The 24,562-nt window shown below is 67.6% G+C and carries 20 protein-coding genes; 12 read left to right on the forward strand and 8 right to left on the reverse strand.

Features of this window, described 5'->3' with window-relative positions; all coding sequences use genetic code 11:
• Nucleotides 1–25: 25 nt before the first annotated feature.
• On the forward strand, nt 26–1,489 hold the full coding sequence (gene fliD, locus SB4_RS05485) for a flagellar filament capping protein FliD (RefSeq protein ID WP_058751750.1): 1,464 nt from the start codon (nt 26–28) through the stop codon (nt 1,487–1,489).
• A gap of 1 nt (nt 1,490) precedes the next feature.
• Nucleotides 1,491–1,907 carry a flagellar export chaperone FliS gene (locus SB4_RS05490; protein WP_058717960.1) on the forward strand — a complete coding sequence of 139 codons (417 nt, stop codon included), beginning with the start codon at nt 1,491–1,493 and terminating at the stop codon, nt 1,905–1,907.
• 48 nt (nt 1,908–1,955) lie between these two features.
• Here the strand turns inward: SB4_RS05490 and SB4_RS05495 are convergent, their stop codons facing one another.
• From SB4_RS05495 to argH, 5 genes are all read right to left on the reverse strand, one after another.
• On the reverse strand, nt 1,956–2,909 hold the full coding sequence (locus SB4_RS05495) for a zinc transporter ZntB (RefSeq protein ID WP_058717959.1): 954 nt from the start codon (nt 2,907–2,909) through the stop codon (nt 1,956–1,958).
• A complete protein-coding gene (locus SB4_RS05500; protein WP_058751751.1) occupies nt 2,906–3,679 on the reverse strand; it encodes a precorrin-2 dehydrogenase/sirohydrochlorin ferrochelatase family protein in 774 nt (257 codons plus the stop codon). Before SB4_RS05500 ends, SB4_RS05495 begins: the two co-directional genes overlap by 4 nt.
• 140 nt (nt 3,680–3,819) lie before the next feature.
• Entirely contained in the window at nt 3,820–5,082 is a 1,263-nt protein-coding gene (gene lysA, locus SB4_RS05505; RefSeq protein WP_058751752.1) for a diaminopimelate decarboxylase, read from the reverse strand.
• A complete protein-coding gene (locus SB4_RS05510) occupies nt 5,082–5,318 on the reverse strand; it encodes a hypothetical protein (protein WP_058751753.1) in 237 nt (78 codons plus the stop codon). Before SB4_RS05510 ends, lysA begins: the two co-directional genes overlap by 1 nt.
• Nucleotides 5,315–6,682, reverse strand: a complete 1,368-nt coding sequence (argH, locus tag SB4_RS05515; protein ID WP_058751754.1) for an argininosuccinate lyase — start codon at nt 6,680–6,682, stop codon at nt 5,315–5,317. The genes SB4_RS05510 and argH overlap by 4 nt, the downstream gene beginning before the upstream one ends.
• 16 nt (nt 6,683–6,698) lie before the next feature.
• On the opposite strand from argH, the gene SB4_RS05520 reads away from it, so the two are divergent.
• The 3 genes from SB4_RS05520 (at nt 6,699) to mdoH (ending at nt 11,085) form a co-directional block, all read left to right on the forward strand.
• On the forward strand, nt 6,699–7,301 hold the full coding sequence (locus tag SB4_RS05520; RefSeq protein WP_058751755.1) for a TlpA family protein disulfide reductase: 603 nt from the start codon (nt 6,699–6,701) through the stop codon (nt 7,299–7,301).
• A 455-nt stretch (nt 7,302–7,756) separates the two neighbouring features.
• Nucleotides 7,757–9,277 (forward strand): OpgD/OpgG family glucan biosynthesis protein, encoded by a 1,521-nt coding sequence (locus SB4_RS05525; protein WP_058751756.1) that lies wholly within the window; start codon nt 7,757–7,759, stop codon nt 9,275–9,277.
• A 17-nt stretch (nt 9,278–9,294) separates the two neighbouring features.
• Entirely contained in the window at nt 9,295–11,085 is a 1,791-nt protein-coding gene (gene mdoH, locus SB4_RS05530; RefSeq protein ID WP_058751757.1) for a glucans biosynthesis glucosyltransferase MdoH, read from the forward strand.
• A gap of 6 nt (nt 11,086–11,091) precedes the next feature.
• Here mdoH and SB4_RS05535 read toward each other — a convergent pair whose 3' ends face one another.
• Nucleotides 11,092–12,090: a ligase-associated DNA damage response exonuclease gene (locus tag SB4_RS05535; RefSeq protein WP_058751758.1), complete on the reverse strand. Its 999-nt coding sequence runs from the start codon at nt 12,088–12,090 to the stop codon at nt 11,092–11,094.
• Nucleotides 12,091–12,109: 19 nt separating this feature from the next.
• Between SB4_RS05535 and SB4_RS05540 the strand changes: the two genes are divergently transcribed.
• The 4 genes from SB4_RS05540 (at nt 12,110) to SB4_RS05555 (ending at nt 18,265) form a co-directional block, all read left to right on the forward strand.
• The gene (locus tag SB4_RS05540) at nt 12,110–14,521 is read left to right on the forward strand and encodes a ligase-associated DNA damage response DEXH box helicase (protein WP_193753743.1); all 2,412 of its coding nucleotides are present in this window, start codon (nt 12,110–12,112) and stop codon (nt 14,519–14,521) included.
• A gap of 282 nt (nt 14,522–14,803) precedes the next feature.
• Nucleotides 14,804–16,252 carry a metalloprotease TldD gene (tldD, locus tag SB4_RS05545; RefSeq protein WP_420893877.1) on the forward strand — a complete coding sequence of 483 codons (1,449 nt, stop codon included), beginning with the start codon at nt 14,804–14,806 and terminating at the stop codon, nt 16,250–16,252.
• A gap of 311 nt (nt 16,253–16,563) precedes the next feature.
• Complete coding sequence (locus SB4_RS05550; RefSeq protein ID WP_058717839.1) at nt 16,564–16,902, forward strand: P-II family nitrogen regulator; 339 nt, start codon at nt 16,564–16,566, stop codon at nt 16,900–16,902.
• A gap of 13 nt (nt 16,903–16,915) precedes the next feature.
• The gene (locus SB4_RS05555; protein ID WP_058751759.1) at nt 16,916–18,265 is read left to right on the forward strand and encodes an ammonium transporter; all 1,350 of its coding nucleotides are present in this window, start codon (nt 16,916–16,918) and stop codon (nt 18,263–18,265) included.
• Nucleotides 18,266–18,377: 112 nt separating this feature from the next.
• Here SB4_RS05555 and SB4_RS05560 read toward each other — a convergent pair whose 3' ends face one another.
• A complete protein-coding gene (locus tag SB4_RS05560) occupies nt 18,378–18,758 on the reverse strand; it encodes an EF-hand domain-containing protein (protein WP_058717837.1) in 381 nt (126 codons plus the stop codon).
• A 148-nt stretch (nt 18,759–18,906) separates the two neighbouring features.
• Between SB4_RS05560 and SB4_RS05565 the strand changes: the two genes are divergently transcribed.
• The 3 genes from SB4_RS05565 to SB4_RS05575 are packed head-to-tail and all read left to right on the forward strand — an operon-like array spanning nt 18,907 to nt 23,398.
• Nucleotides 18,907–20,127, forward strand: coding sequence for an argininosuccinate synthase (locus tag SB4_RS05565; RefSeq protein WP_058751760.1), 1,221 nt, complete (start codon nt 18,907–18,909; stop codon nt 20,125–20,127).
• A 33-nt stretch (nt 20,128–20,160) separates the two neighbouring features.
• A complete protein-coding gene (locus SB4_RS05570; protein ID WP_153006082.1) occupies nt 20,161–21,723 on the forward strand; it encodes a hypothetical protein in 1,563 nt (520 codons plus the stop codon).
• 10 nt (nt 21,724–21,733) lie between these two features.
• Nucleotides 21,734–23,398 (forward strand): hypothetical protein, encoded by a 1,665-nt coding sequence (locus tag SB4_RS05575; RefSeq protein ID WP_058751762.1) that lies wholly within the window; start codon nt 21,734–21,736, stop codon nt 23,396–23,398.
• Nucleotides 23,399–23,401: 3 nt separating this feature from the next.
• Here the strand turns inward: SB4_RS05575 and SB4_RS05580 are convergent, their stop codons facing one another.
• Complete coding sequence (locus SB4_RS05580) at nt 23,402–24,532, reverse strand: GNAT family N-acetyltransferase (RefSeq protein ID WP_082669994.1); 1,131 nt, start codon at nt 24,530–24,532, stop codon at nt 23,402–23,404.
• Nucleotides 24,533–24,562: the final 30 nt, after the last annotated feature.

Here is a 24,562-nt window from a genome sequence, read left to right on the forward strand (position 1 = left end):
GTGAACCCGTGTCGGAGCCCCGTCGATGACCACCATTTCCTCGACTTCCTCAGCGTCGTCGACCCCGACGCCGACACCATCGACGACAGACGCGACCAAAACCGCCGCACAGGCGCTGTTCAATTCGTTGCAGGCCGGCTCGGGCATCGACCTGTCTACGCTGGTCCCCGGATTGATCCAGGCCCAGTTCGCCAGCCGCAACGCCGCCCTGAAGGCGAAGGCGGACACCTTGACCGCGCAGATTTCGGCGACCTCGACGATCATGAGCTCGATCACCGACTTCGCCAGCTCGCTCGCGTCGATCGCCAGCGGCGGTACGCTGGCGACGCAGGCGACCAGCAGCAATTCGTCCGTGCTGAGCGTGACGACCCAGGCGGGCGCGAAACTGTCCGGCCTGTCCAAGTCGATCACGGTCAGCGCGCTTGCGACCGCGCAGACCAGCGTCACCAAGAACAGCTATGACCGGACCGCCTCGATGGGCACCGGCAAGCTGACCATCCAGGTCGGATCGAACACGGCGGTCGACGTCAGCTTCGCGGACGGATCGAACCCGACGATCGACCAGGTCGCGTCGCAGATTAACGCGGCCAAGACCGGCGTGACCGCCTCGGTCATCTCCGACGTCAACGGCAAGGCCTATCTGTCCTTCACCGGCCCTACCGGCTCGGCCAACAGCTTCACCATCAGCGCGACGGAGGGCAATCAGGCGGGCCTGTCCAATTTCGCGGTGGGCAATAACGCGACCACCACGAACAACGTCTCCACCGCGGCCAATGCTCAGATGAAGGTCGACGGCGTGTCGATCCAGCGTGCCAGCAACAGCTTCAGCGATCTGGTGCCGGGCGTCGTCATGACGCTGAACGCGGTGTCGACCGCGGCCGTCTCGCTGACCGGCACCACGCCGACCGACGCGCTGACCTCGATCGTCTCGCAGTTCGTCACGACCTATAACGACAAGATCGGCGAGTTGAACAAGGAGCTCGATCCCCAGAATGGCGACCTGCGCTCCAATGTGGCGGCGCGCTCCCTGGCCCTGTCGCTGGGGCGGCTGACCACGGCGAAGATCGTCCCCGGCGACCCCAATTCGCCGGGCCCGAAGACGCTGGCCGATCTGGGCGTGGGCACCAACAAGGACGGCACGCTGAAGGTCGATGCGACGCGGCTCTCGAAGGTGATCGCGCAATATCCCGATGCGGTGGAACAGATGTTCCAGTCGAGTGGCGACAATCTGATCGGCCTGTCGGCGCAGCTGAACAGCATCCAGATGTCGGCGACCAGCACCATCTATGGCCTGGGGGCGACGGCGAAGCAGTTGAACCAGGATCAAAGCGCCAACACGCTGGCCCAGAGCAATCTGGCCGATGACCAGAGCAGCGCCCAGGATCGGATGACCGCGCAGTTCTCGGCGATGAACGCGCGCGTCGCCAGCTACAAGTCGACGCAGAGCTTCATAGACCAGCAGGTCAAGATGTGGACGAAAAGCAACTGATATGGGTTACGCAACCGGACTGCTCGCTGACCCTGCGGCCACCTATCGCCAGATCGACGTCGTCGGTCGCACCGCGACCGCGGACGGGCCCGAACTGGTCCAGCTTCTGTACGAGGAACTCATCTCGTCGCTCCGCTCGGCCGCCTGGGCGACCGAACATGGCCAGCTCGCGCGTAAGAGCGAGCGGGTAACGCGCGCCACCGCGATCCTGTTCGCGCTGGAGGCCGGGCTCGATTTCGAGAATGGCGGCGACATATCGATCACCTTCGCCAAGCTTTACACGGGCGCGCGGCGGCAGATCGTCGAGGGTTCGCTCGACCAGAATCCGCAGGTCTTCCGCGACGTCGCCGCCAGCATCGCTGACATCGCCGAGGCATGGGAAACCGTGCGCCAGATGAACAAGAAGAAGGCGGTATAAGGGGCGGCTCCGTTCCGCGCGAGGGGACCGTCGGCCCCGGCCCGCCCCTTACCGCCGGAACCAGTGGCGCTGGACGAAATAGATGACGATCCCCGCCGCGATGGCGGCGCACGATCCCAGGATCGCGTCGAACGCCCAGGGCTCCTCGGCATAGGGCAGGTTCTTGACGTTCATCCCGTACAGCCCGGTGATGAAGGTCAGCGGCAGGAACACCATCGCGACGATCGAGATGAGCAGCGCGCGATTGTCGATCTGCTCGGCGCGCATGTCGCTGAGCGTTTCGTGGATCAGCGCGGCGCGTTCGCGGATCGATTCCAGCTCCTCGGCCATGCGCGCCGCCCGGTCGGCGGCGGCGGACAGGTGCAGCCGGTCGTCATCGGCCAGCCAGTCTCCGGGCAGCGCCGCCAGCTTTTCCAGCGCCGCCCGCTGCGGATTGAGGAAGCGGCGATAGCCGATTGCGGCGACGCGCACCCGGCTGACCGTGCGGCGCAGCTGGAAGACGCGGTGTTCGTCCAGCTGCTCCTCGCATCCGTCAAGTTCGTCGCCCAGATTGGCGACATCCGGGTCCATATCGCTGGTGATCGCGGTGGCGAAGGCGGTGATCAGGTCGCCCGGATCGGCGACCCGGCCCTCCTCCACCTCCTTGCGCACCGTGTCGACCGCCACCAACGGGCGGCGGGTGACCGAATAGACCTTGCCCTTCACCGCCCAGATGCGGACCGAGGCGAGCATGTCCGACCCGTCCAGCGGCTCGCTGCTCCGCCCGCGCAGGTTCAGGAACGCCCCCTCGCCCACCGCCTCGCAGCGCGGCCGCGTCTCGGTCGCGGTCAGCGAGTCGATGACATAATCCGCCAGATGCGCCGAATCGCGCAGCCAGCGCTGCGCCACCGCGTCATTGGTTTCCAGATGCACCCAGACCAGCCGCGCCTTGGCCTCCACCGCCTCGCGGATCGGGATGGGGGCGGCATGGCCCTGATCGATGCGATAGGCAAAGCCGGTCATGCGGAAACGTCCATGGCGAGGTCGACGATCTGCCCCTCGCCCGGTTCCGCCGGAAGCGCGTCGCAGGCGATCCGCACCGCATCGGCGCGGGCGCGGTCGAGAATGGCGGGCGGCACATCGGCGCGGTGATAGACCCGGTCGGCGGCGGCGAGCGCCCGCGCCTGGCGCAGGGTCAGGTCGTCCGGGTCGGTCGAGGTGAGGACGAACGCCTCGACCTTTGCCGCCGGGCGGGCGGCCTGCGACAGCCAGCCATCGACATCGGTCTGTTCCGCCAGCGGATCGAGTGCGCCGCCCGGCGACAGCGCTGCACCGATCGCCCGCCGCCGCTCCGCCCCATCGGGAAAGCGGGCGCGCAGGGCGCTTCGGGCGGCATAAAGCCCCTCGGCCAGCGTACCCAATCCGGCCGGGAGCAACGTCTCCAGCCGCTGGCGCAGCGCCGCCGCCAGCCCCGCCGACACGCCGCCGGTGCCGATCGCGACGATCACCGGCCCCCGCTCGACGATGGCGGGCAGGGTGAAGTCGCACGCTGCCGGACGGTCGACCGCGTTGACCAGCACGCCGCGCGCCTTCAACCGCGCGATGGCGGCTTGCGCTTCGGCCTCATCCTCGATCGCGACGATGGCGAGCGCGGCCTGCGCGTCCTCGCCGACGACCAGCGCCCCGGCACGGTCGAGCAGTCGCCGCTTGGCCTCGGCGGGTTCGCCCTCGCCGACCAGAATGACCGGGCGACCATTCAGCCGGACGAACAGCGGCAGGCTGTTGAGACTCACCTATTCCTCCCCTGTAAGGGGAGGGAGACCAGCGAAGCTGGTGGAGGGGTGTCCTGCTATCGAGAGGGGTGACACCCCTCCGTCAGGCCTGACGGCCTGCCACCTCCCCTTACCGGGGAGGAAGGCCGCAGGCGCTGGCATCACTTCTTCAGCCACTCCGGCACACGCTCGGCGGCAATGATCGTCTCGGCGGCGATGCGGTCGGCGACGACGGCGAAGCGGTCCCCCTCGACCATGACCTCGGGCACCAGCGGGCGGCTATTATAGGTCGACGCCATGGTCGCGCCATAGGCACCCGCCGTGCGGAACACGGCGAGGTCGCCCGACTTCACCGCGTCGATCTCGCGGTTCATGCCGAAGGTATCGCCCGTCTCGCACACCGGGCCTGCGATATTCGCCATCATCGTCTCGCCGGTCGGGCGAACCGCGACGAAGTCATGATGCGCGTCATACAGCGCAGGCCGCATCAGGTCGTTCATCGCCGCATCGACAATAACATACGGATTGGCGACGCCGGGCTTCACCCAGACCACCTCGGTCGCGAGAACCCCGGCATTGCCCGCGATCACCCGGCCGGGCTCGAACATCAGCTCGACATCCCAGTCCTTCGTCACGCGCGCGACCATCTCGCCATAAGCGGCGGGTGCGGGCATCACGTCGCCCGGCTTGTAGGGCACGCCCAGACCACCGCCTAGGTCGACGCGGGTGATGCGGTGCCCCGCCCCGCGCAGCTCGGCGACCAGCTCGCCGACGCGCTTATAGGCGGCCTCCAGCGGGGCGAGGTCGCCCAGCTGGCTGCCGATGTGGCAGGCGACGCCCTTCAGGTCGATGCCGGGCAGGCCCGCCAGACGGTCGAACATGCCCAGCGCCTGGTCGATCGGCACGCCGAACTTGTTCTCCTTGCGGCCCGTGGAGATCTTCGCGTGCGTGCCCGCATCGACGTCCGGGTTCACGCGCAGCGTGGCGGGGGCGACCAGCCCGCGCTCATGCGCCAGTTCGGCAAGGACCGCGCCCTCTTCCTCCAGCTCCAGGTTGAACTGGCCGATCCCGGCTTCCAGTGCGGCGACCAGCTCGGCCCGCGTCTTGCCAACGCCCGAGAAGACGATGTCCTCCGCCTTCATGCCCGCCGCCAGCGCACGACGCATCTCGCCAACCGAGACGACGTCCGCGCCGTAACCCTCATCGGCCAACACGCGCAGCACGGCGAGGTTCGGGTTCGCCTTGATCGCATAGGCGAGGTGCACGCGCGGCAGGGCGCTCAGCCCCTCGCGGAACACCTGCGCATGACGGCGGAAGGTCGAGGCCGAGTAGATATAGACCGGCGTGCCGACTTCGGCGGCGATCCGGGATACGGGCACGTCCTCCACATGGAGTTCGCCGTTCGAAAAGTGAAAATGGTCCATCAGCGGGGGGGCAAATCGAATTCGTCCGAACGCCGATCCTGCGACTGGGTCATCAGTTCGTCGGAACGCTGCGGGCGTTGTTGGGGGGTGGCCGTCAGCAATTGCTGCGGCGTCGGGGTCGCGGTGGCGCCGCGCGGCGCGACCGGCAGGCTCTCGCCCTTGGCCGGTTGCAGCCGGTTGGCCGCGCCACAGCCGGTCAGCGCCAGCGTGACCAGCAGGGCGAGCGCGGGCTTCATGCCCTGAGGCCCCGTGCGGTCGCGATCGCGGCGCGGACATTGGCGGGCGCGGTGCCGCCGAAGCTAACCCGGCTGGCGACCGAGGCATCAACCGACAGCACGTCATAGATGCGCTCATCGATCCGCGCGTCGATGCCCTTGAGGTCCTCGATCGACAGCTGGTGCAGCATCACGCCCTTCTCCTCGGCGAGCTTCACCGCGCGCCCCGTAATGTGATGCGCCTCGCGGAAGGGAATGCCGCCGACGCGGACCAGCCAGTCGGCCAGGTCGGTCGCGGTCGAGAAACCCGCCTCCGCGACGCCGCGCATCCGCTCCGTCCGGAACGTCGCGCTCTCGACCATGCCGGTCATCGCCGCGATCGACAGCGCCAGCAGGTCGTGCGCCTCGAACACCGGCGGCTTGTCGTCCTGCATGTCCTTGGAATAGGCGAGCGGCAGGCCCTTCATCGTGACCATCAGGCTGGTCATGCAACCCATGATCCGCCCGGCATGGCCGCGCACCAGCTCGGCCGCGTCGGGGTTGCGCTTCTGCGGCATGATCGAGCTGCCGGTCGACCATTGGTCGGACAGCGCGACGAAGCCGAAGGGCTGCGACGCCCAGAGCACGAACTCCTCGGCCAGCCGCGACAGGTGCAGCGAGCAGTTGGTCGCCGCCTGCAGATAGTCGATGGCGAAGTCCCGGTCGCTGACCGCGTCGAGCGAGTTGCGCGTCGGCTCGTCGAAGCCCAGCGCCTGCGCCGTCATATGCCGGTCGACCGGGAAGCCCGTCCCCGCCAGCGCCGCCGAGCCCAGCGGACACTGGTTCATCCGCGCGCGCGCCGCGACGAAGCGGCTGGCGTCGCGCACGATCATCTCGTGATAGGCCATCAGGTGATGGCCCAGCGTCACCGGCTGCGCGGATTGCAGGTGTGTGAAGCCCGGCATCACGCTGTCGGCATGTTCTTCCGCCCGCGTCAGCAGCGCGTTCCGCAAAGCGCCGAGCGCCGCCAGCGTCTCATCGATCGCATCGCGCACCCACAGGCGGAAATCGGTCGCCACCTGATCGTTGCGCGACCGCGCGGTGTGCAGACGGCCCGCGACCGGGCCGATCAGCTGGGCCAGCTTCGCCTCGGTCTGCATATGGATGTCTTCGAGGGTCAGGTCCTCAGGAACACCGTTCGCGGCGTAATCCTCGGCGACCCGGTCCAGCCCGGCGGAAATCGTCGCAGCGTCCTCGGCCGACACGATGCCCTGTTTGCCCAGCATCGCGACATGCGCTTTCGACCCGGCGATGTCCTGTTTCCACAATCGCTTGTCGAAGGGGATGGACGCGTTTATCTCGCGCATCACCGCGGCGGGACCTTCTGCGAAGCGCCCGCCCCACATTGCGTTGGAGCCGCCCATGTCGTCGCGTACCGTGATCGCCTGTCTCCTGGGGCTGATGGTCGCCGGGTGCGATAAGCAAAGCCCCGCGCCGGAGCAAGTCGCCAACACCACGGCGCAAGAAGTTTCGAGCGGCGAAGTCACGGGGGGCGAGGTCGCTTCCTCCACGCCGCAAGCCCCCAAGCCCGCCGGAGCGGTCGACCGCAGCCACAAGGGCGAGGCCGCGCCGACGCTGGGCTTCACCACGCTGGACGGCAAGCCCGCGACGCTGGCCGATTTCCGGGGCAAGCCGGTGCTGGTCAACCTCTGGGCAACCTGGTGCGGGCCGTGCATCGCCGAGATGCCGACGCTGGCCGCCACCGCCGGCCGGCTGAAGGGCAAGGTCGCGGTGATCGCGGTCAGCCAGGACCTGGACGGGTCGAAGGTCGCGCCCTTCCTGGCGGGCAAGAAGCTCGACGCACTCCCCGTCTATCTCGATCCGAAGATCGGATTGAGCACCCATTATCACGCCAACCTGCCGACCACGATCCTGTTCGACAAGACCGGTCATGAACTGTGGCGCGTGACCGGCGGCTTCGACTGGGCGGGGGCCGAAGCGGGAAAATTATTGGCCGAGGCCTGAAAAAACAGCGGAACCAATGCGGCAAAGCGGCGTTTGACCCCGCTTGAGCGCCGTACCCGATACCTAAAAAAGCCCCGCCCGGCCAAAGCCGAGCGGGACAGGCTGGGGTAAACAGTCTCGTAATCGGGTCGGGGCGGCGCTCATGGCGGCACCATGCTCCGCACGGTGCCCCTACGGGCTCTTCTTGACGAACGCGCGACACATCGCCGCTCCCGTCATCCGGTGAGTGAAAATCAGTCACGCAGCGGACAGGAAACGCCGCCGCGCCATAGGATCATTCAAGGCCCCCCTCGCGATCTGATTGATGGAATATCATAAAAATGGGCCCTCGTCCATTATAATATACCATTTTTGGCAACTGAAGGCGCTGTCGCAACCGATCACCGCATGTTGCGTTGCACAACAGCCCGAACATGCGAAGCGCTGTCCGGGCTTGTCCGCCATGAGAGGTGCTGATGCACGCCAATCGTCGAGAACTGGTCGCGGCCTTTGCCGCCTTGGGCCTTGCGCCCGCCATCGCCGTTCGCGCCGCCGCCCAGGCCGCGCCCGCTGGCGTCAAGCTGGGCAAGCCCGAGCCCTTTTCCTGGGACACCCTGCAATCACGCGCCGAGTCGCTCGCGCGACGGCCCTATCGCCCGCAAGCCAAGGTCGAGGCCGCCGCCGCGATCGACTATGACGCGGTCGGCACCATCCGTTACCGCGACGACCAGACGCTGGCGGGCGGCATCCGCCTGTTCCCGCTCGGCCGCTACGCCCCCAACCCGGTCGGCATCCATATCGTCGAGGGCGGCACCGCTCGCACTGTCCCCTTCTCGCCCTCGCTCTTCACCGCCGAGGCGGGTCATGCGCCACCGCTGGGCATCGCCGGTTTCCGGGCGATGACGGCGGACGGGAAGAGCGACTGGCTGGCCTTTCAGGGCGCCTCCTATTTCCGCACGGCAGGTGCGCAGGACCAGTATGGCCTGTCGGCGCGCGGCATCGCCATCGACACCGGCATCGACGGACGCGAGGAATTTCCCGCCTTCACCGACTTCTGGATCGAGCGGACGGGGGCGCAAAGCTATACCGTTTATGCCCTGCTCGACGGACCGAGCGTCACCGGTGCCTACCGCATCGAGTCGGCCAAGGACGCGGACGGGGTGGAGCAACGCATTTCTGCCGTCCTGTTCTTCCGCCGCGATGTCGAACGGCTGGGCATCGCTCCCGCGACCAGCATGTTCTGGTATGGCGAGGGCAACCGTGCGGGCGGCAGCGACTGGCGGCCCGAGATTCACGATTCCGACGGCCTGGCGCTGCTGACGGGTGCTGGCGAGCGGCTGTGGCGACCGCTGGTCAATCCGCCGCGTCCCACGCTCGACAGCTTCGCCGACACCAATCCGCGCGGCTTCGGCCTGCTCCAGCGTGACCAGGCGTTCGACCATTATCAGGATGACGGTGCCTTTTACGACCGCCGCGCGAATCTGTGGGTGCAGCCGCAGGGCGATTGGGGTCGGGGCCAGGTGATGCTCTATGCCTTCCCGACCAACTCCGAGACGGTCGACAATATTGTCGCCTTCTGGAACCCCGCCGATGCGCCCAAGGCCGGGCAGAAGCAGCAGTTCGATTACCGGTTGAGCTGGGGATCGACCGACCCGACCATCGTGCCCGCCGCCGCCCATGCGGTCGACAGCTGGACCGGTGCCGCTGGACGCCCCGGTGCCGAGCCGACGCCCGGCGCACGCAAGGTGGTCGTCGATTTTATCGGCCCGGTACTCGCCGGGCTCGACCGGCAGAGCGGCGTGACCGCCGAGATCGGGGTCTCGCGCGGCAAGCTGCTGACCCAGGCCGCCTATCCGGTGGTGGGGCAGGCCAATCGCTGGCGCGTCACCGCCGATATCGCGCCCGAGGGTCAGGGACCGGCGGACGTCCGCCTGTTCCTGAAGCGCGGTGACACGGCACTGACCGAGACGGTGCTCATGCCGGTGTTCCTGCCATGAGTGGGCGGCACGGCGTGATGCCGCCGATCATGCCCGATCCCGCGCCGCTCGACATGCCGGTGCAGCGCTTCGACGGCCCGCCCCCGCCGCACAACGCGCCCGAACCCCGCCCCGGCGTCAACCTGTCGCCCGACGACATCCTGACCCGGCGATTGCTGCTGATCCTGCTGACCGGATTGCTGGCGACCGCTGCCTCGGCTTCGGTCAAGGAGGCGCTGCTCAGCGACGGGTTCAGCCTGCTCGACGGGATGCTGCTCCTGTTGTTCTTCCCGCTCTTCGCCTGGATTTCGTTCGGCTTCGTGTCGGCGGCGATCGGCTTCATCCTGCTGATCTCGGGCGCGCATCCGGGCATCACGCCCGCGCCGCGCGGCAGCACCCCGCCCTCCGCCCGGACGGCCGTGCTGGTGCCGGTGCATAATGAGGACGTCGATGCGGTGTATGACCGGATCGCGCGCATGGCGACGATGATCGACCGTGCCGGAGCCGCCGACCGCTTCGCCTTTTTCGTCCTGTCCGATTCGGGGCCAGCCGCCGAGGCCGAGGAGCGTGCTGCCTGGGAACGGCTGGCCCCCCGGTTGCGCGTGCCGCTCTATTATCGCCGCCGGACCGAGAATATCGGGCGCAAGCCGGGCAATGTCGCCGAATGGGTCCGCAACCATGGCGGCGCGTACGACTTCATGCTGATGCTCGACGCCGACAGCCTGATGGGCGGCGACACGATCGTCGGCATGGCGCAGATCATGGAGCAGCGTCCCTCGATTGCGCTGTTGCAAACGGTGCCGATGATCATCGGCGCGACGACCTTCTTCCAGCGCTGGATGCAGTTCGCCAGCCGCTTCTATGGGCCGATCTCGACCGCCGGGCTGGTCTGGTGGTCGGGGTCAGAATCGACCTTCTGGGGGCACAACGCGCTGATCCGTATCCGCGCCTTTGCGGAAAGCTGCGGCTTGCCCGATTTGCCCGGAAGCCCGCCCTTCGGCGGCACGATCATGAGCCATGACATGGTCGAGGCGGCACTGCTCCGGCGGCGCGGCTGGCGGCTGCACATGCTGATGGTTGAGGACAGTTTCGAGGAGTTTCCGCCCACCCTGATCGACCAGGCAGTGCGCGACCGGCGCTGGGCGCAGGGCAATATCCAGCATCTGAAACTGCTGGGTGCCAGCGGTTTCCACCCGACCAGCCGGATGCAGCTGCTGATCGGCGCGTCGGCCTATCTGATGTCGCCCGCCTGGCTGGTCCTGATCGCCACCTCGATCGCGCAGAGCCTGTCCGACGATGCCGCGACGGTCCATGCCGTCACCTCGGTGCGGGTGCTGGCGGTGACACTGGTGCTGCTGTTCGGGCCGAAGATCCTCAGCATGATCTGGGCGATGGCCGACCGCGACCGCCGGGCAAGCTATGGCGGGGTGCGCGGCATCCTGTCCTCGGTGGCGCTCGACGTGCCGCTGTCGATCCTGACCGCGCCGGTGATCGCGCTGACCCAGACGATCGACCTGATCAACATCGTGCGCGGCAAGCCGTCCGGCTGGAACCCGCAGAGCCGGGTGCGCGACGGTCTGGCCGCGGCGGACGCGATGCCGCGCTATTACTGGCATTGGGCCGTAGGTGTGCTGCTGCTGGGGGTATCGTTCCTCAACCCCATGTTGGGGGCCTGGTTGTCGCCGGTGACGCTGGGGCTGTTGCTGGCGCCTTGGCTGGCGATGGAGACCGCGAAGGTTCGGCCGGGCGAGCAGCTGGCGAAAAAAGGGGTGTTCGCGGTGCCGGGGTCGGCGGTGGCGGAACCGGCGCGGCCCTTGGCTATGGCCTAAGGCCGCTCAATCATCCTCATCCTCGAACCCCACCAGCGCCAGGGCTCGCGCCTTCATCTGCCGGGTCTCGCACCAGTGGACCAACGCCTCCTCGCGCCCATGTGTCACCCACACCTCGCGCGGGGCGATCTCGGTCAGGGTCTGGGTCAGCTCGTCCCAATCGGCGTGATCGGACAGGATCAGCGGCAGCTCGACATTCTTCTGCCGCGCGCGCTGGCGCACCCGCATCCAGCCGCTGGCCATCGCGGTGATCGGGTCGGGCAGCCGCCGCGACCAGCGATCGTTGAGCGCACCCGGCGGGCACATCACGACATGGCCCGCCATCTCCGCCTTGGGGGTGTCCGCCACCATGCGCAGTTCGCCCAGATCGACGCCCAGTTCCTGATACAGCGAGCATAGCCGCGCCAAAGCGCCGTGCAGATAGATGGGCGCCTCATGCCCGCGCACGCGCAGTTCGGCGATCACCCGCTGCGCCTTGCCCAACGCATAGGCCCCGACCAGCACGCAGCGCGTCGGATTGGCGTGCAGCCGCGCGATCAGCTTGTCGATCTCGTCGCCCGTCTCGGGATGGCGGAAGACGGGCAGCGCGAAGGTCGCCTCGGTAACGAACACGTCGCATTTCACCGGCTCGAACGGCGTACAGGTCGGGTCGGCGCGGCGCTTGTAATCGCCCGACACCACCACCCGCTCGCCCCGATAGTCGAGCACGATCTGCGCCGATCCCAGCACATGGCCCGCGGGCACGAAGCTGACGTCCACCTCGCCCAGCCGGATCGTCTCGCCATAGCCGACGCCGACACCGTTCTGCGGGCCGTAGCGCGCTTCCATGATCGCCAGCGTATCGGGCGTCGCCCAGACCGTGCCGTGCCCGCCGCGCGCATGGTCGGCATGGCCGTGCGTCACCAGCGCGCGTGGCTCGGGTTCGGACGGATCGACCCAGACATCGGCGGAGGCCACGTAAATCCCGTGTTTATGGGGCTGTATCCAGTCGCCGAGCTTGACCATGATACCTATATCCTTTGGGATGCCCCCCGGTTCCCTTCCCCCCGCCCTGACCGACTGGTTCGCCGCCAAGGGCTGGTCGCCACGCACCCATCAGCTGGCCATGCTGGAGGAAGCCCGCGCAGGCCGCCACGCGCTGCTGGTCGCGACGACGGGCGCGGGCAAGACGCTGGCGGGGTTCCTGCCGACCCTGACCGAGCTGATCGAAGCCCCGAGCGAGGGGCTGCACACGCTCTATGTCTCGCCACTGAAAGCGCTGGCAGTCGACATCCGCCGCAACCTAGTCACGCCGATCGAGGAGATGGGCCTGGACATCCGCGTCGAAACGCGAACCGGCGACACGTCTTCGGACAAGAAGGCGCGGCAGCGCGTGAAGCCGCCGCAGATATTGCTGACCACGCCGGAATCGCTGTCGTTGCTGCTCAGCTACCCGGATGCCGCGACGATGTTCGCCGGGTTGAAGACCATCGTGGTCGATGAGGTCCATGCCTTCGCCACCGGCAAGCGCGGTGACCTCTTGTCCCTGTGCATGGCACGATTGCAGCGGCTGTCTCCTGACCTAAGGCGCGTCGCGCTGTCGGCGACGGTGGCGGACCCGGACGGCTATCGCGCCTGGCTGGCCCCCGATGGCGATATCGATGCGGTCGGCCTCGTCACCGGCGAACCCGGCGCGCCGCCGAATATCTCGATCCTGCTACCCGAGGACCGCGTCCCCTGGGCGGGCCATTCGGGCCGCTATGCCGCCGCGCAGGTCATGCGCGTGATCGAGGCGAACCGGACCACCATCGTCTTCTGCAACACCCGCAGCCTGGCCGAACTGATCTTCCAGGATTTGTGGAAAGCCAATGACAAGAGCCTGCCGATCGGCGTCCATCACGGCTCGCTGTCGCTGGAAGCGCGGCAAAAGGTCGAGGGCGCGATGGCGGACGGCCAGCTTCGCGCGCTGGTCGCGACCGCCAGCCTGGACCTCGGCGTCGACTGGGGCGATGTCGATTGCGTGATCCAGATGGGCGCGCCCAAGGGCTCGTCGCGGCTTTTGCAACGGATCGGCCGCGCCAATCACCGGCTGGACGAATCGAGCCGTGCGATCCTGGTCCCCGGCAACCGCTTTGAATATCTGGAGGCGCGCGCCGCGCTCGACGCGGTGGAGGCGGGCGAGCTGGACCCCGACGTCTTCCGCCCCGGTGCGCTCGACGTGCTGGCGCAGCATGTCATGGCCTGTGCGTGCGCCGCGCCGTTCGAGCAGGACGCGCTGCTGGACGAAATCCGCTCGGCCATGCCCTATTCGGCGCTGGACGACGCGACCTTCGACCGGGTGCTCAATTTCATCGCGGACGGCGGCTATTCGCTGCGTGCCTATGACAAGTTCAAGCGGCTGGTGCAGCAGCCCGATGGCCTGTGGCGCGTCACCCATCCGCAGTTCGTGGCGCAGCATCGCCTGAACGCCGGGATCATCGTCGAAGCGACGATGCTGAAGGTCCGCTTCCGCAACGGCCGCCAGCTGGGCCGGGTCGAGGAGGGATTCGCCGCGACGCTGGCCCCCGGCGACACCTTCTTCTTCGCCGGGCTAAGCCTGGAGGTCGAGTCGATCGACGGCGAGGATTTGATCGTCCGCGCCACCTCCCGCCCTGCGCGCATCCCGACCTATGGCGGCAGCCGGATGCCGCTGTCGACCAGCCTCGCCGACAGGGTGCGCGAGTTCCTGGCCGACCGGACGGCATGGGACCGCTTCCCCCCGGACGTGCACGACTGGCTGGAAATGCAGGACCGCCGCTCGGTCCTGCCCCGCCCCGGCCAGCTGCTGGTCGAGACCTTCCCGCGCGAGGGGCGGCATTACATGGTCGCCTACAGCTTCGAGGGGTGGAACGCCCACCAGTCGCTGGGGATGCTGATCACGCGTCGAATGGAGGTGCAAGGGCTCAAGCCGCTGGGCTTCGTCGCCAGCGACTATGCGCTGGCCTGTTACGGGCTGGAGAAGGTGACCGATCCGGCCAGCCTCTTCTCGCCCGACATCCTCGAAAACGAGTTCGTCGACTGGGTGCAGCAATCGCACCTTCTGAAACGCGCGTTCCGTGAGGTGGCGGTGATCGGCGGGCTGGTCGAGCGCCAGCATCCCGGCAAGCGCAAGACCGGGCGACAAGTGACCTTTTCGACCGACCTGATCTACGACGTGCTGCGCAAGTACGAGCCGGGGCATCTGCTGCTCCAGGCGGCATGGGACGATGCGCGGGCGCGGATGACCGATGTCGGGCGGCTGGCTAACCTGCTCGACCGGGCGGGCGGCACGATGCTGCATGTCGATCTGGAGCGGGTGAGTCCTCTGGCGGTGCCGGTGCTGGTGCTGATCGGGCGCGAGAAGGTCGCGACCGGAAGTGCGGATGACGATCTGTTGATCGAGGCGGAGGCGCTGGCGGCGGAGGCGATGGCGGAGTGAGGCGGGGGATTTCCTTGGCCTTCGACTTCGCTCAGGCTGAACGGCGGTTGGGTATGGGCCACTCTCGCCCCTAGCCGCTCCCCTCCCGTAAACGAGTTTCAGGTCGGTCATGCCCCCGGCATGACCTAAACGATGCGGGGCATCGTTTACCTGAAACTGGGATGGGGGAGGGTTTTGCCGCAGACGCTGGTCTCGGTGAGACTCCATGCCCTCCCCCGACCCCTCCCGCCTGCGGGAGGGGAGAAGACGTGGCGAGGCGCTACAGTTTTAAAGCGGTGAGGGATGCCCTATATCGCCAAGATGACCGCCACCGACCCCCGTTCGCTCCTCTACCGCGACACGCTGGACCCCGACGCCGCGCTGCGGCTTACCGCCAACGCCTTGTCCCGCGCCGATGATGGCGAGCTGTATCTGCAGTATAAGCGGTCCGAAGCGTTCGGCTTCGACGACGGGCGGTTGAAGACGGCCAGCTACGATACCCATTCCGGCTTCGGCCTGCGCGCGGTGTCAGGCGAGATGACCGCCTTCGCCCATGCCAACGAACTCTCCGAGGCCGCGATCCAGCGTGCCGCGCAGACCATGGCGCTGATCGACCCCGCCAAGGGCGTCGCCGCGCCCCCGCCGCAGGGGACCAACCGGCACCTCTACACCGCGACCGACCCCCTCGACCTGATCCCCTTCGCCGAGAAGGTCTCGCTCTGCCAGACGATCGACGCCGCTGCCCGCGCGCGCGACCCGCGCGTGGTGCAGGTGTCGGTCGGCCTGTCGGGCAGCTGGAGCGTGGTCGAGATCGTCCGCGCCGACGGCTTCGTCGCCACCGATGTGCGACCGCTGGTGCGGCTCAACATCTCGGTGGTGGTCGAGCAGAATGGGCGGCGCGAGACGGGCAGCTTCGGGATCGGTGGGCGTTACCTCTACGACCGGCTGGTCGCGCGCGAGATCTGGGAGCGGGGCATCGACGTCGCGCTGAACCAGGCCTTGGTCAATCTCGACTCGGTTGCGGCCCCGGCGGGCGAGATGACCGTGCTGCTCGGGCCGGGCTGGCCGGGCGTGCTGCTGCACGAGGCGATCGGGCACGGGCTGGAGGGCGACTTCAATCGCAAGGGCACCTCGGCCTTTTCGGGGCGCATCGGCGAGCGGGTCGCGGCACCCGGCGTCACGGTGGTCGATGACGGCAGCCTTGCCGACCGGCGCGGTTCGCTGTCGATCGACGACGAGGGCACGCCGACGCGCGAGGTCGTGCTGATCGAAGACGGTATCCTCAAGGGCTATATGCAGGATCGGCTCAACGCGCGGCTGATGGGCGTCGCGCCGACCGGAAATGGCCGCCGCGAGAGCTTTGCCCATGCGCCGATGCCACGCATGACCAACACCTTCATGAAGGGCGGGCAGGACGATCCCGCCGAGCTGCTGTCGCGCGTCAAGAACGGCATCTTCGCCAAGTCGTTCGGCGGCGGGCAGGTCGACATCGTGTCCGGCAAGTTCGTCTTCTCCTGCACCGAGGCGTACCGGATCGAGAACGGCAAGCTGGGTGCGCCGATCAAGGGTGCGACGCTGATCGGCGACGGCCCCAGCGTGCTGACGCGGGTGAAGGGCATCGGCAACGACTTCGCGCTGGACGAGGGCGTCGGAGTCTGCGGCAAGGGCGGGCAGAGCGTGCCCGCAGGCGTGGGCCAGCCGACTCTGCTGGTCGAAGGACTGACCGTCGGCGGAACCGCGCTGGCGGCGTAATCCCAAAAATTCCTCCCCTGCAAGGGGAGGGGGACCAGCGAAGCTGGTGGAGGGGTGTATCCGGTCGCGACGGCGGGTTTCCCCTCCTACCGGTACACCCCTCCGTCGCACTGCGCGCGCCACCTCCCCTTGCAGGGGAGGAACGCGGGATGCCCAAAATTTGGGCATCCTTGATCGAATGCCTAAAATTTGATGCAGTTGAGCAGGCCGGGCATCCCGCACTGCACCATCCTACGCTTGGAAAGTCACAAAAACGTAAATTGGCACACCCCTTGCGATACCTTTGCTCGGGTAACGCAAAGGGGGCGTAGGTGAAGCTGATCATTGCTATCATCAAGCCGTTCAAGCTCGACGAGGTGCGCGAGGCGCTCACCACTTTGGGCGTGGCGGGCATGACGGTGACCGAGGTGAAGGGTTTCGGACGGCAGAAGGGCCAGACCGAAATCTATCGCGGTGCCGAATACAGCACCAACATGGTGCCCAAGATCAAGATCGAGGTCGTCTGCGCGTCCGAGATCGCCGACCGTGTCGTCGAATCGATCCAGGCCGCCGCCAATACCGGCGCGATCGGCGACGGCAAGATCTTCATGCTCGATGTCGGCCAGGCCGTGCGTATCCGCACCGGCGAAACCGACGACGCAGCGCTCTGAGAGGGGGATTTCGATGAAGCATGTCACCAAATTGGCGACCGGCGCAGCGGGCCTGGGCCTGTCGCTCTTCGCCGCGATGCCCGCCTGGGCGCAAGCGGCGGCCACCGCCGCCCCGGCCGCGACCGTGAACAAGGGCGACACCGCATGGATGCTCACCTCGACCGTGTTGGTCATGATGATGATCCTGCCGGGCCTGGCGCTGTTCTATGGCGGCCTCACCCGCGCGAAGAACATGCTGTCCACCATGACCCAGATCGGCGCGGCGGCCTGCCTCGCGATGCTGATCTGGGTGATGTACGGCTATAGCGTCGCCTTCGGCCCCGATGTGCCCGGCTTCGCCTCCAACTTCGTGTCGGGGCTTGGCAAGGCGTTCCTGAAGGCCGTCACGCCCGCCAGCCAGGCGGCGACCTTCACCGCCGGCGTCGAAATCCCCGAATATGTCTTTATCTGTTTCCAGATGACCTTCGCCGCGATCACCGCCGCGCTGGTGCTGGGCTCGGTGGTCGAGCGGATGAAGTTCTCGGCCGTGATGGCATTCGTCGCCGTGTGGCTGACCATCGTCTACCTGCCGATCGCGCACATGGTCTGGGCGTCGTCGGGCCTGTTCTTCAAGGCGGGCGCGCTCGACTTTGCGGGAGGCACCGTGGTGCACATCAACGCCGGTGTCTCGGCGCTGGTCGCCGCACTGATCCTGGGCAAGCGCATGGGGTATCCGACCACGCCGATGCCCCCTCACTCGCTGACGCTGACCGGTGTCGGCACCGGCCTGTTGTGGGTCGGCTGGTTCGGGTTCAATGCGGGCTCGGCGCTGGAGGCCAATGGCTCGGCGGGTCTGGCGATGATCAACACCTTCGTCGCGACGGCCGCCGGTGGCCTAGCCTGGATGCTGGTCGAGCGGGTTGCGGGTCATAAGGGCTCGGCGCTGGGCTTCTGCTCGGGCATCGTCGCAGGGCTGGTCGCGGTAACCCCGGCGGCGGGCAATTCGGGTCCGTTCGGCGCGATCGTGCTCGGTGCCATCGCCAGCGTGGTCTGCTTCTACGCCGTGTCGGTCCTGAAGCCCAAGCTCGGCTATGACGATGCGCTCGACGCCTTTGGTGTCCATGGCATCGGCGGCATGATCGGCGCGATCGGCACCGCGGTGGTCTATTCGCCCTCGCTGGGCGGTCCGGGTGCGGCCGATTACGCCATTGGCCCCAAGCTGCTGGTGCAGGTCGAGGCGGTTGCCACAACCATCGTCTGGGCCACCATCGGCACCGTCATCGCCATGTTCGTCGCCAAGGCCCTGACCGGCCTGCGGGTCTCGAAGGAAGTCGAGCAGGAAGGCCTCGACCTCGGCGAGCACGGCGAGCGCGCCTACAACTGATCGGGCGCGGGGGCGACAGAACCCCCGCACCCCACGACGTTCCTCCTGCGGACGACCTAAGCCCGGTGCGGCAACGCACCGGGCCTTTTTTGTGCGCGAGGAGGAAGGGGCTTTACCGTCCCTTGGGCCCGGCCACCGGACCGGCGGCCTTGGCCTGTGCCGCCTTGGCCGCTTCATATTCGTCGAAGGTGCGCGACAGCAGCGCCTGCGCCTCGGCCTCGGTCACCTTGCCGTCCTTGTTGGCATCGGCCTTGTCGAACCACAGGTCGGTCAGCCGCTGGGCATGGACGGCATCGATCTGTTTCTTGCCATTGCCCATCTTCATGATCGCGGCCTTGACCTCGGCCTTGGTCAGCACGCCGTCGTGATTGGTGTCGCGCGCCTTGAACTCACGCGAGAATTTGGCGGCGGCCGAGGCGCGGGTGTCCTGCTGCGCCAGGGCGGGGACGGTCAGCGTGGCGGCGATCAGGCCGGCGAGGAGGAAACGGGTCATGCACGAGACTCCAGAACGGGACATCACGGCCGCTCCTGACGGCCTTTGGCTGTCGCCGCAATGAACGAACCAACCGAAGGTTGCGTGGGACCGCGACAGCGCATAGGGCGCGAGGCAAATCCATCCCATTTCCTTGAAGGACTTTGCCATGAGCGAAGATATCAAGCGCGTCGTCCTCGCCTATTCGGGCGGCCTCGACACCAGCGTCATCCTCAAGTGGCTGCAGCAGCATTATGGCTGCGAGGTCGTGACCTTCACCGCCGATCTGGGCCAGGGCGAAGAGCTGGAGCCCGCGCGCAAGAAGGCCGAGATGGCGGGCGTAAAGCCCGAACACATCTTCATCGACGATCTGCGCGAGGAGTTCGTCAAGGACTACGTGTTCCCGATGATGCGCGCCAACGCGCTGTACGAGGGGCTGTACCTGCTCGGCACCTCAATCGCGCGGCCGCTGATCGCCAAGCGCCAGATCGAGATCGCCAAGATGGTCAACGCCGACGCGGTCAGCCACGGCGCGACCGGCAAGGGCAACGACCAGGTCCGCTTCGAGCTGGGCTATTACGCGCTGAACCCCGACATCAAGGTCATCGCGCCGTGGCGCGAATGGGACCTGACCAGCCGCACCAAGCTGATCGAGTTTGCCGAGGCGCACCAGATCCCGGTGTCGAAGGACAAGCGCGGTGAAGCGCCCTTCTCGACCGACGCGAACCTGTTGCACACCTCGTCCGAGGGCAAGGTGCTGGAGGATCCGTGGGATGAGGTCCCCGATTACGTCTATTCGCGCACCGTCAACCCGGAAGACGCGCCCGATCTCCCTGAGACGATCACCATCGACTTCGAGCGTGGCGACGGCGTTGCGCTGAACGGCGAGGCGTGCTCGCCCGCGACGCTGCTGACCAAGCTGAACGAGCTGGGTCGCAAGCACGGCATCGGCCGCCTCGACCTGGTCGAGAACCGCTTCGTCGGCATGAAGAGCCGCGGCATGTACGAGACGCCGGGCGGCACCATCTATGCGCTGGCGCATCGTGGCATCGAACAGATCACGCTCGACCGGGGTGCCGCGCACCTGAAGGACGAACTGGCGCCGCGCTATGCCGAGCTGGTCTATAACGGCTTCTGGTTCTCGCCGGAGCGCGAGATGCTGCAGGCCGCCGTCAACTACAGCCAGGAAAAGGTGACCGGCACCGTCCGCCTGAAGCTGTACAAGGGCCAGGCGATCGTGACCGGCCGCAAGTCGCCCTACAGCCTGTATTCGGAAAAGGTCGTCACCTTCGAGGACGATCAGGGCGCCTATGACCAGCGCGACGCGGCGGGCTTCATCAAGCTGAACGCGCTGCGCCTGCGCTTGCTGGGACGTCGCGACCAGATTTGATCCGACGTGCCCGTCCTGACAGGAGCCATGCGCATGGATCGCCGACAGGACGGGACGACGCACGAAGGGGCGGGGCTGTGGTGGCAGTCCCGCCCCTTTTTGTGGCTGTGCGTGATCCTGTCGGCGGTGCCGCTGCTCTGGCCCGCCGTCCCGCCGCTCAGCGACATGGGCGACCATATCGGCAGCTACCGCATTCTGGCCGAAGCCGGGCGGGGGCCGCTGGCGCGGCATTACGACGTGCACTGGGCGGCGGTCGGCAATCTGGGGGTCGAGGCTATCGTCCTGGCGCTCCATGCGCTGGGCATCGGGATCGAACCCGCCGCCAAGATCGCGGTGCTGATCATCCCGCCGCTGACCGTGGCGGGGATGATCGCGCTGGCCCGCGCGGCGCATGGGCAGGTGCAGCCCGGCACGATGCTCGCCTTTCCGCTGGCCTATGCCCAGGCGTTCCAGATGGGCTTCGTCAATTTCTGTCTGGCCCAAGCGCTGGTGCTGCTGAGCATGGCGCTTTGGCTGCGACTGGCGCGGACCCGGCCGCCGATCTGGCGGCTGGCGATCTTCGCGGTGATCGCGCCGGTCGTCTGGCTGTGCCATGCGCTCGGCTGGGCGATGCTGCTCGCCTTTGTCTTTGCGATGGAGGCCGGGCGGCTGGTCGAGCTGGGGCGGCGCTGGTGGACGGCCGCCGTGCAGGCGGGGCTGATGGTCCTGCCGATGACGCTGCCTGCGCTGTGGATGCTGCGCGGCGGTGGCGACCAAGTGGCGGGCGAGACCGGGCGCTGGATCTGGTGGTACAAGACGCGCTGGATACTGACCCTGTTGCAGGAGCGGTGGATTGCCTGGGACGTCGCCGCGCTGATCATCCTGATCCTGTTCGGCTATGCCGCGATCCGCTCGCGGCGGCTGGCGGTCCGGCCGGTGCTGGGCGTGCCCGCCGCGCTGGGCTTCGTCATCTTCATGGTGCTGCCCTATATCGTTCAGGGCGGTGCCTATCTCGACATGCGGATGCTGGCCCCCGCCTTCATGCTGGGGCTGTTGTCGGTGCGGGTGATCCCGGCGGGTTCGGGCGGCGGTCTGGCGCTGGCGGCGACGGGATTCTTCGTGGCGCGGCTGGTCGGCACGACACTGGCCTTCGCGCAGTTGGCGCAGGGGCAGGAGAGGGACTGGCGCGCCATCCCGGCGTTACCGAAGGGCGGCGCGGTGCTGGTCCTGACCAATGTCGCGGGCGAGGAGCGTTGGGATGCGCCGCGCCGCTGGCATGTCGCGGGGCTCGCCATCGCGCGGGCGGGCGTGTTCACCAACACGCCCTGGGTCATGCCCGGCCAGCATCTGATCCGCCCGCGCGTGTCTCGCGCCGCCCCCTATGACCGCGACCCGTCGGGCCTGGTCTTCGCGCCGGGATCGGAAGGCGGGGCGACCGATTTCGACCAGGCGATCCGCGAGTTCGACCGCTGCGCCTTCGACGCCGTGTGGACGATCGGTTTCCCACGCGGGCGGGCCCGCGCCGCCGATCTGGTGCCGGTCTGGGCCGAGGGAGATTCGGCGGTCTATCGCGTTCGACGCGGCCGATGCTTGTCGGACGCCCCCTCCATCCGCTAGGCCGACCGGCATGAATGGGGGAAAGCTCAACTGGTGGCAGACGCGGTGGTTCGTGGTGGCGATGGCGCTGCTCGCGGCCCTGCCGCTGCTCTGGCCGACCGTGCCGCCGCTGGTCGACCTGCCGGGGCATATGGGGCGCTACCGCGTCCAGCTGGACTATGCGAACCAGCCCTGGCTGGCGACCTGGTATCGTTTCGAATGGCAGATGATCGGCAATCTGGGCATCGACCTGCTGATCGAGCCGCTGGCGCCGATCTTCGGGCTCGAACTCGCGGTCAAGCTGATCGTGATCGCGATTCCGGTGCTGACCGTCACCGGCCTGCTCTGGATCGCGCGCGAGGTTCAGGGGCGTATCCCCGCGACCGCGCTGTTCGCGCTGCCGCTCGCCTATAGCTATCCCTTCCAGTTCGGCTTCGTGAATTTCGCGCTGGCGATGGCGCTGGCGCTGAACCTGTTCGGCCTGTGGCTGCGCATGGGGCGGCTGGGTGCGGTGCGCCTGCGCGCCGCGATCTTCGTGCCGCTGTCCTGCGTGTTGTGGGTCGCGCATACCTTCGGCTGGGGCGTGCTGGGCGTGCTGGCCTTCTCGGCCGAGCTGATCCGCCAGCATGACATCCGGCGGGCCAAGGGAGCCCAGGGCGTCCGGGGCTGGGCCCAGTCGGCCTTCCATGCCGGGATCGGCTGTATCCCGCTGGCGCTGCCCATGGTGCTGATGGTGCTGTGGCGGTCGGGCGCGGACGTGACCGGCAAGACCACCGACTGGTTCAACTGGCGGTGGAAGATCAACTGGGTCACGATGGTGCTGCGCGATCGCTGGATGGCGTTCGACCTCGCCTCGGTCACGGTGCTGTTCCTCGTCCTGCTCAAGGGCGTGCGCGACGAGCGGGTCGAATATTCGCGCAATCTGGTCCTGTCGGCGGCGTTCCTCTTCGTCGTCTACCTGCTGCTGCCCCGAGTCGTCTTCGGCTCGGCCTATGCCGATATGCGCCTCGCGCCGTATGTCCTGGCCATCGCGCTGATCGCGCTCAGGCCCCGGCGCGGCCTGTCGCTGCGTGGTGCGTCGACGCTGGCGGTGGTCGGCCTGCTATTCTTCGTCGTGCGGATCGGGGCGACCACGGTCAGCTATGTGATGTACAGCAATGACTATGACCGGGTGCTGACCGCGCTCGATCATGTCCCGCCGCGCGCGCGCCTACTGACCTTTGTCGGCCGCCAATATTGCGCCGATGTCTGGCCGTCGAGCCGGCTGGAGCATGTCGCCGGCCTCGCGCTGGAGCGCAAGCTGGCCTATGCGAACGACCAATGGTCGATGGCGGGTGGACAGCTGCTGACCGTGCGCTATGCCCCCGCCAAGCGTTTCGCGCATGACCCGTCGGAGATCGTGACCCAGATCCGCTGTCGCGGGCAATGGTGGCGGCCGATCGACACCGCGCTGAAGCTGCTGCCGCGTGATGCCTTTGATTATGTCTGGCTGGTCCATCCGCCGCGCTATGACGAGAGCCTGACGCGTGGGCTGACGCCGATCTGGCGGTCCGGGCGCGATGTGCTCTACCGCATCGATGATCGTCGCCCGATCATCGACCCGGCGGCCTATGAGCTGCTCAGCCGCCCGCTGCCCGAAGAGGACAAGCGCGCCCCCGCCCGGCGCAGCGCCACGGCGGATCAGGACGACAAATAAGGCCTACCCCCGGCGGAAGGGGGTAAGCTCGCCCAGATACTCGCTTTCCGCTTCGATCGCGTGACGCTCGCGTTCCACGAATTCGGCGACCGCGCGGCGGAAAGCGGGGTGGGGGATGTAATGCGCCGACCAGGTCGGCACGGGGACATAACCGCGCGCCAGCTTGTGCTCGCCCTGTGCGCCCGCTTCCACGGTCGATAACCGCCGCGCAATGGCGGCGTCGATCGCTTGGTAATAGCAGAGCTCGAAATGGAGGAAGGGCACCTCCTCGGTCGCGCCCCAATAGCGGCCATAGAGCGTGTCCGCGCCGATCAGGTTGAGCGCCCCCGCGATCGGTACGCCGTCGCGCTCGGCCAGGATCAGCAGCACCTTGTCGCCCAGCCGCTCGCCGATCCGGTCGAAGGCGGCACGGGTGAGATAGGGGCGACCCCATTTGCGGCTGCCCGTGTCCTGATAAAAGGTCCAGAAGGCGTCCCAATGATGGGGCTGAATCTCCGCACCGTTCAAATGGCGGATGGTCAGCCCCTCGACGGCGGCGGCGCGTTCCTTGCGGATCGCCTTGCGCTTGCGGCTGGCGAGCGCATCCAGGAAATCGTCGAAACAGGCGTAACCGTCGTTGCGCCAGTGGAACTGTACGCCCTCGCGGATCAGCCAGCCCGCCGCCTCGAAATGCGGCAGCTGGTCGGGCGTGACGAAGGTAACGTGCGCGGAGGACAGCTCGTTCTGGTCGGTCACCGCCTCGATCGCGCCGATCAGCGCCGGGGCGAGCGCGGGATCGCGCAGCAGCAGCCGGGGGCCGGGAACGGGCGAGAAGGGCGAGGCGATCTGGAGCTTGGGATAGTAGCGCCCCCCGGCCCGCTCCCAGGCATCGGCCCAGCCTTGGTCGAACACATATTCGCCCTGGCTATGCGCCTTTAGATAGGCGGGCGCGATGGCGGCGGGCTGGCCATCGGGGCCGTCGATGACGATCGGGGCGGGCGTCCAGCCGGAGCGGCCACCGACACTGTGCGAGTCCTCCAGTGCGGTGAGGAAGGCGTGGGATGTGAAGGGATTGGCCGTGCCCGCACAGGCGTCCCATTGCTCGGGGGAGAGGGCGGTGGCGCCGGACAGGATACGCGCGACGGCGGTGGTCATCGCTGGGGAATATGCGGTGTGGGGTGGGGT

This window comes from Sphingomonas sanguinis, from assembly GCF_001476905.1.
Classification (GTDB): domain Bacteria; phylum Pseudomonadota; class Alphaproteobacteria; order Sphingomonadales; family Sphingomonadaceae; genus Sphingomonas; species Sphingomonas sanguinis_B.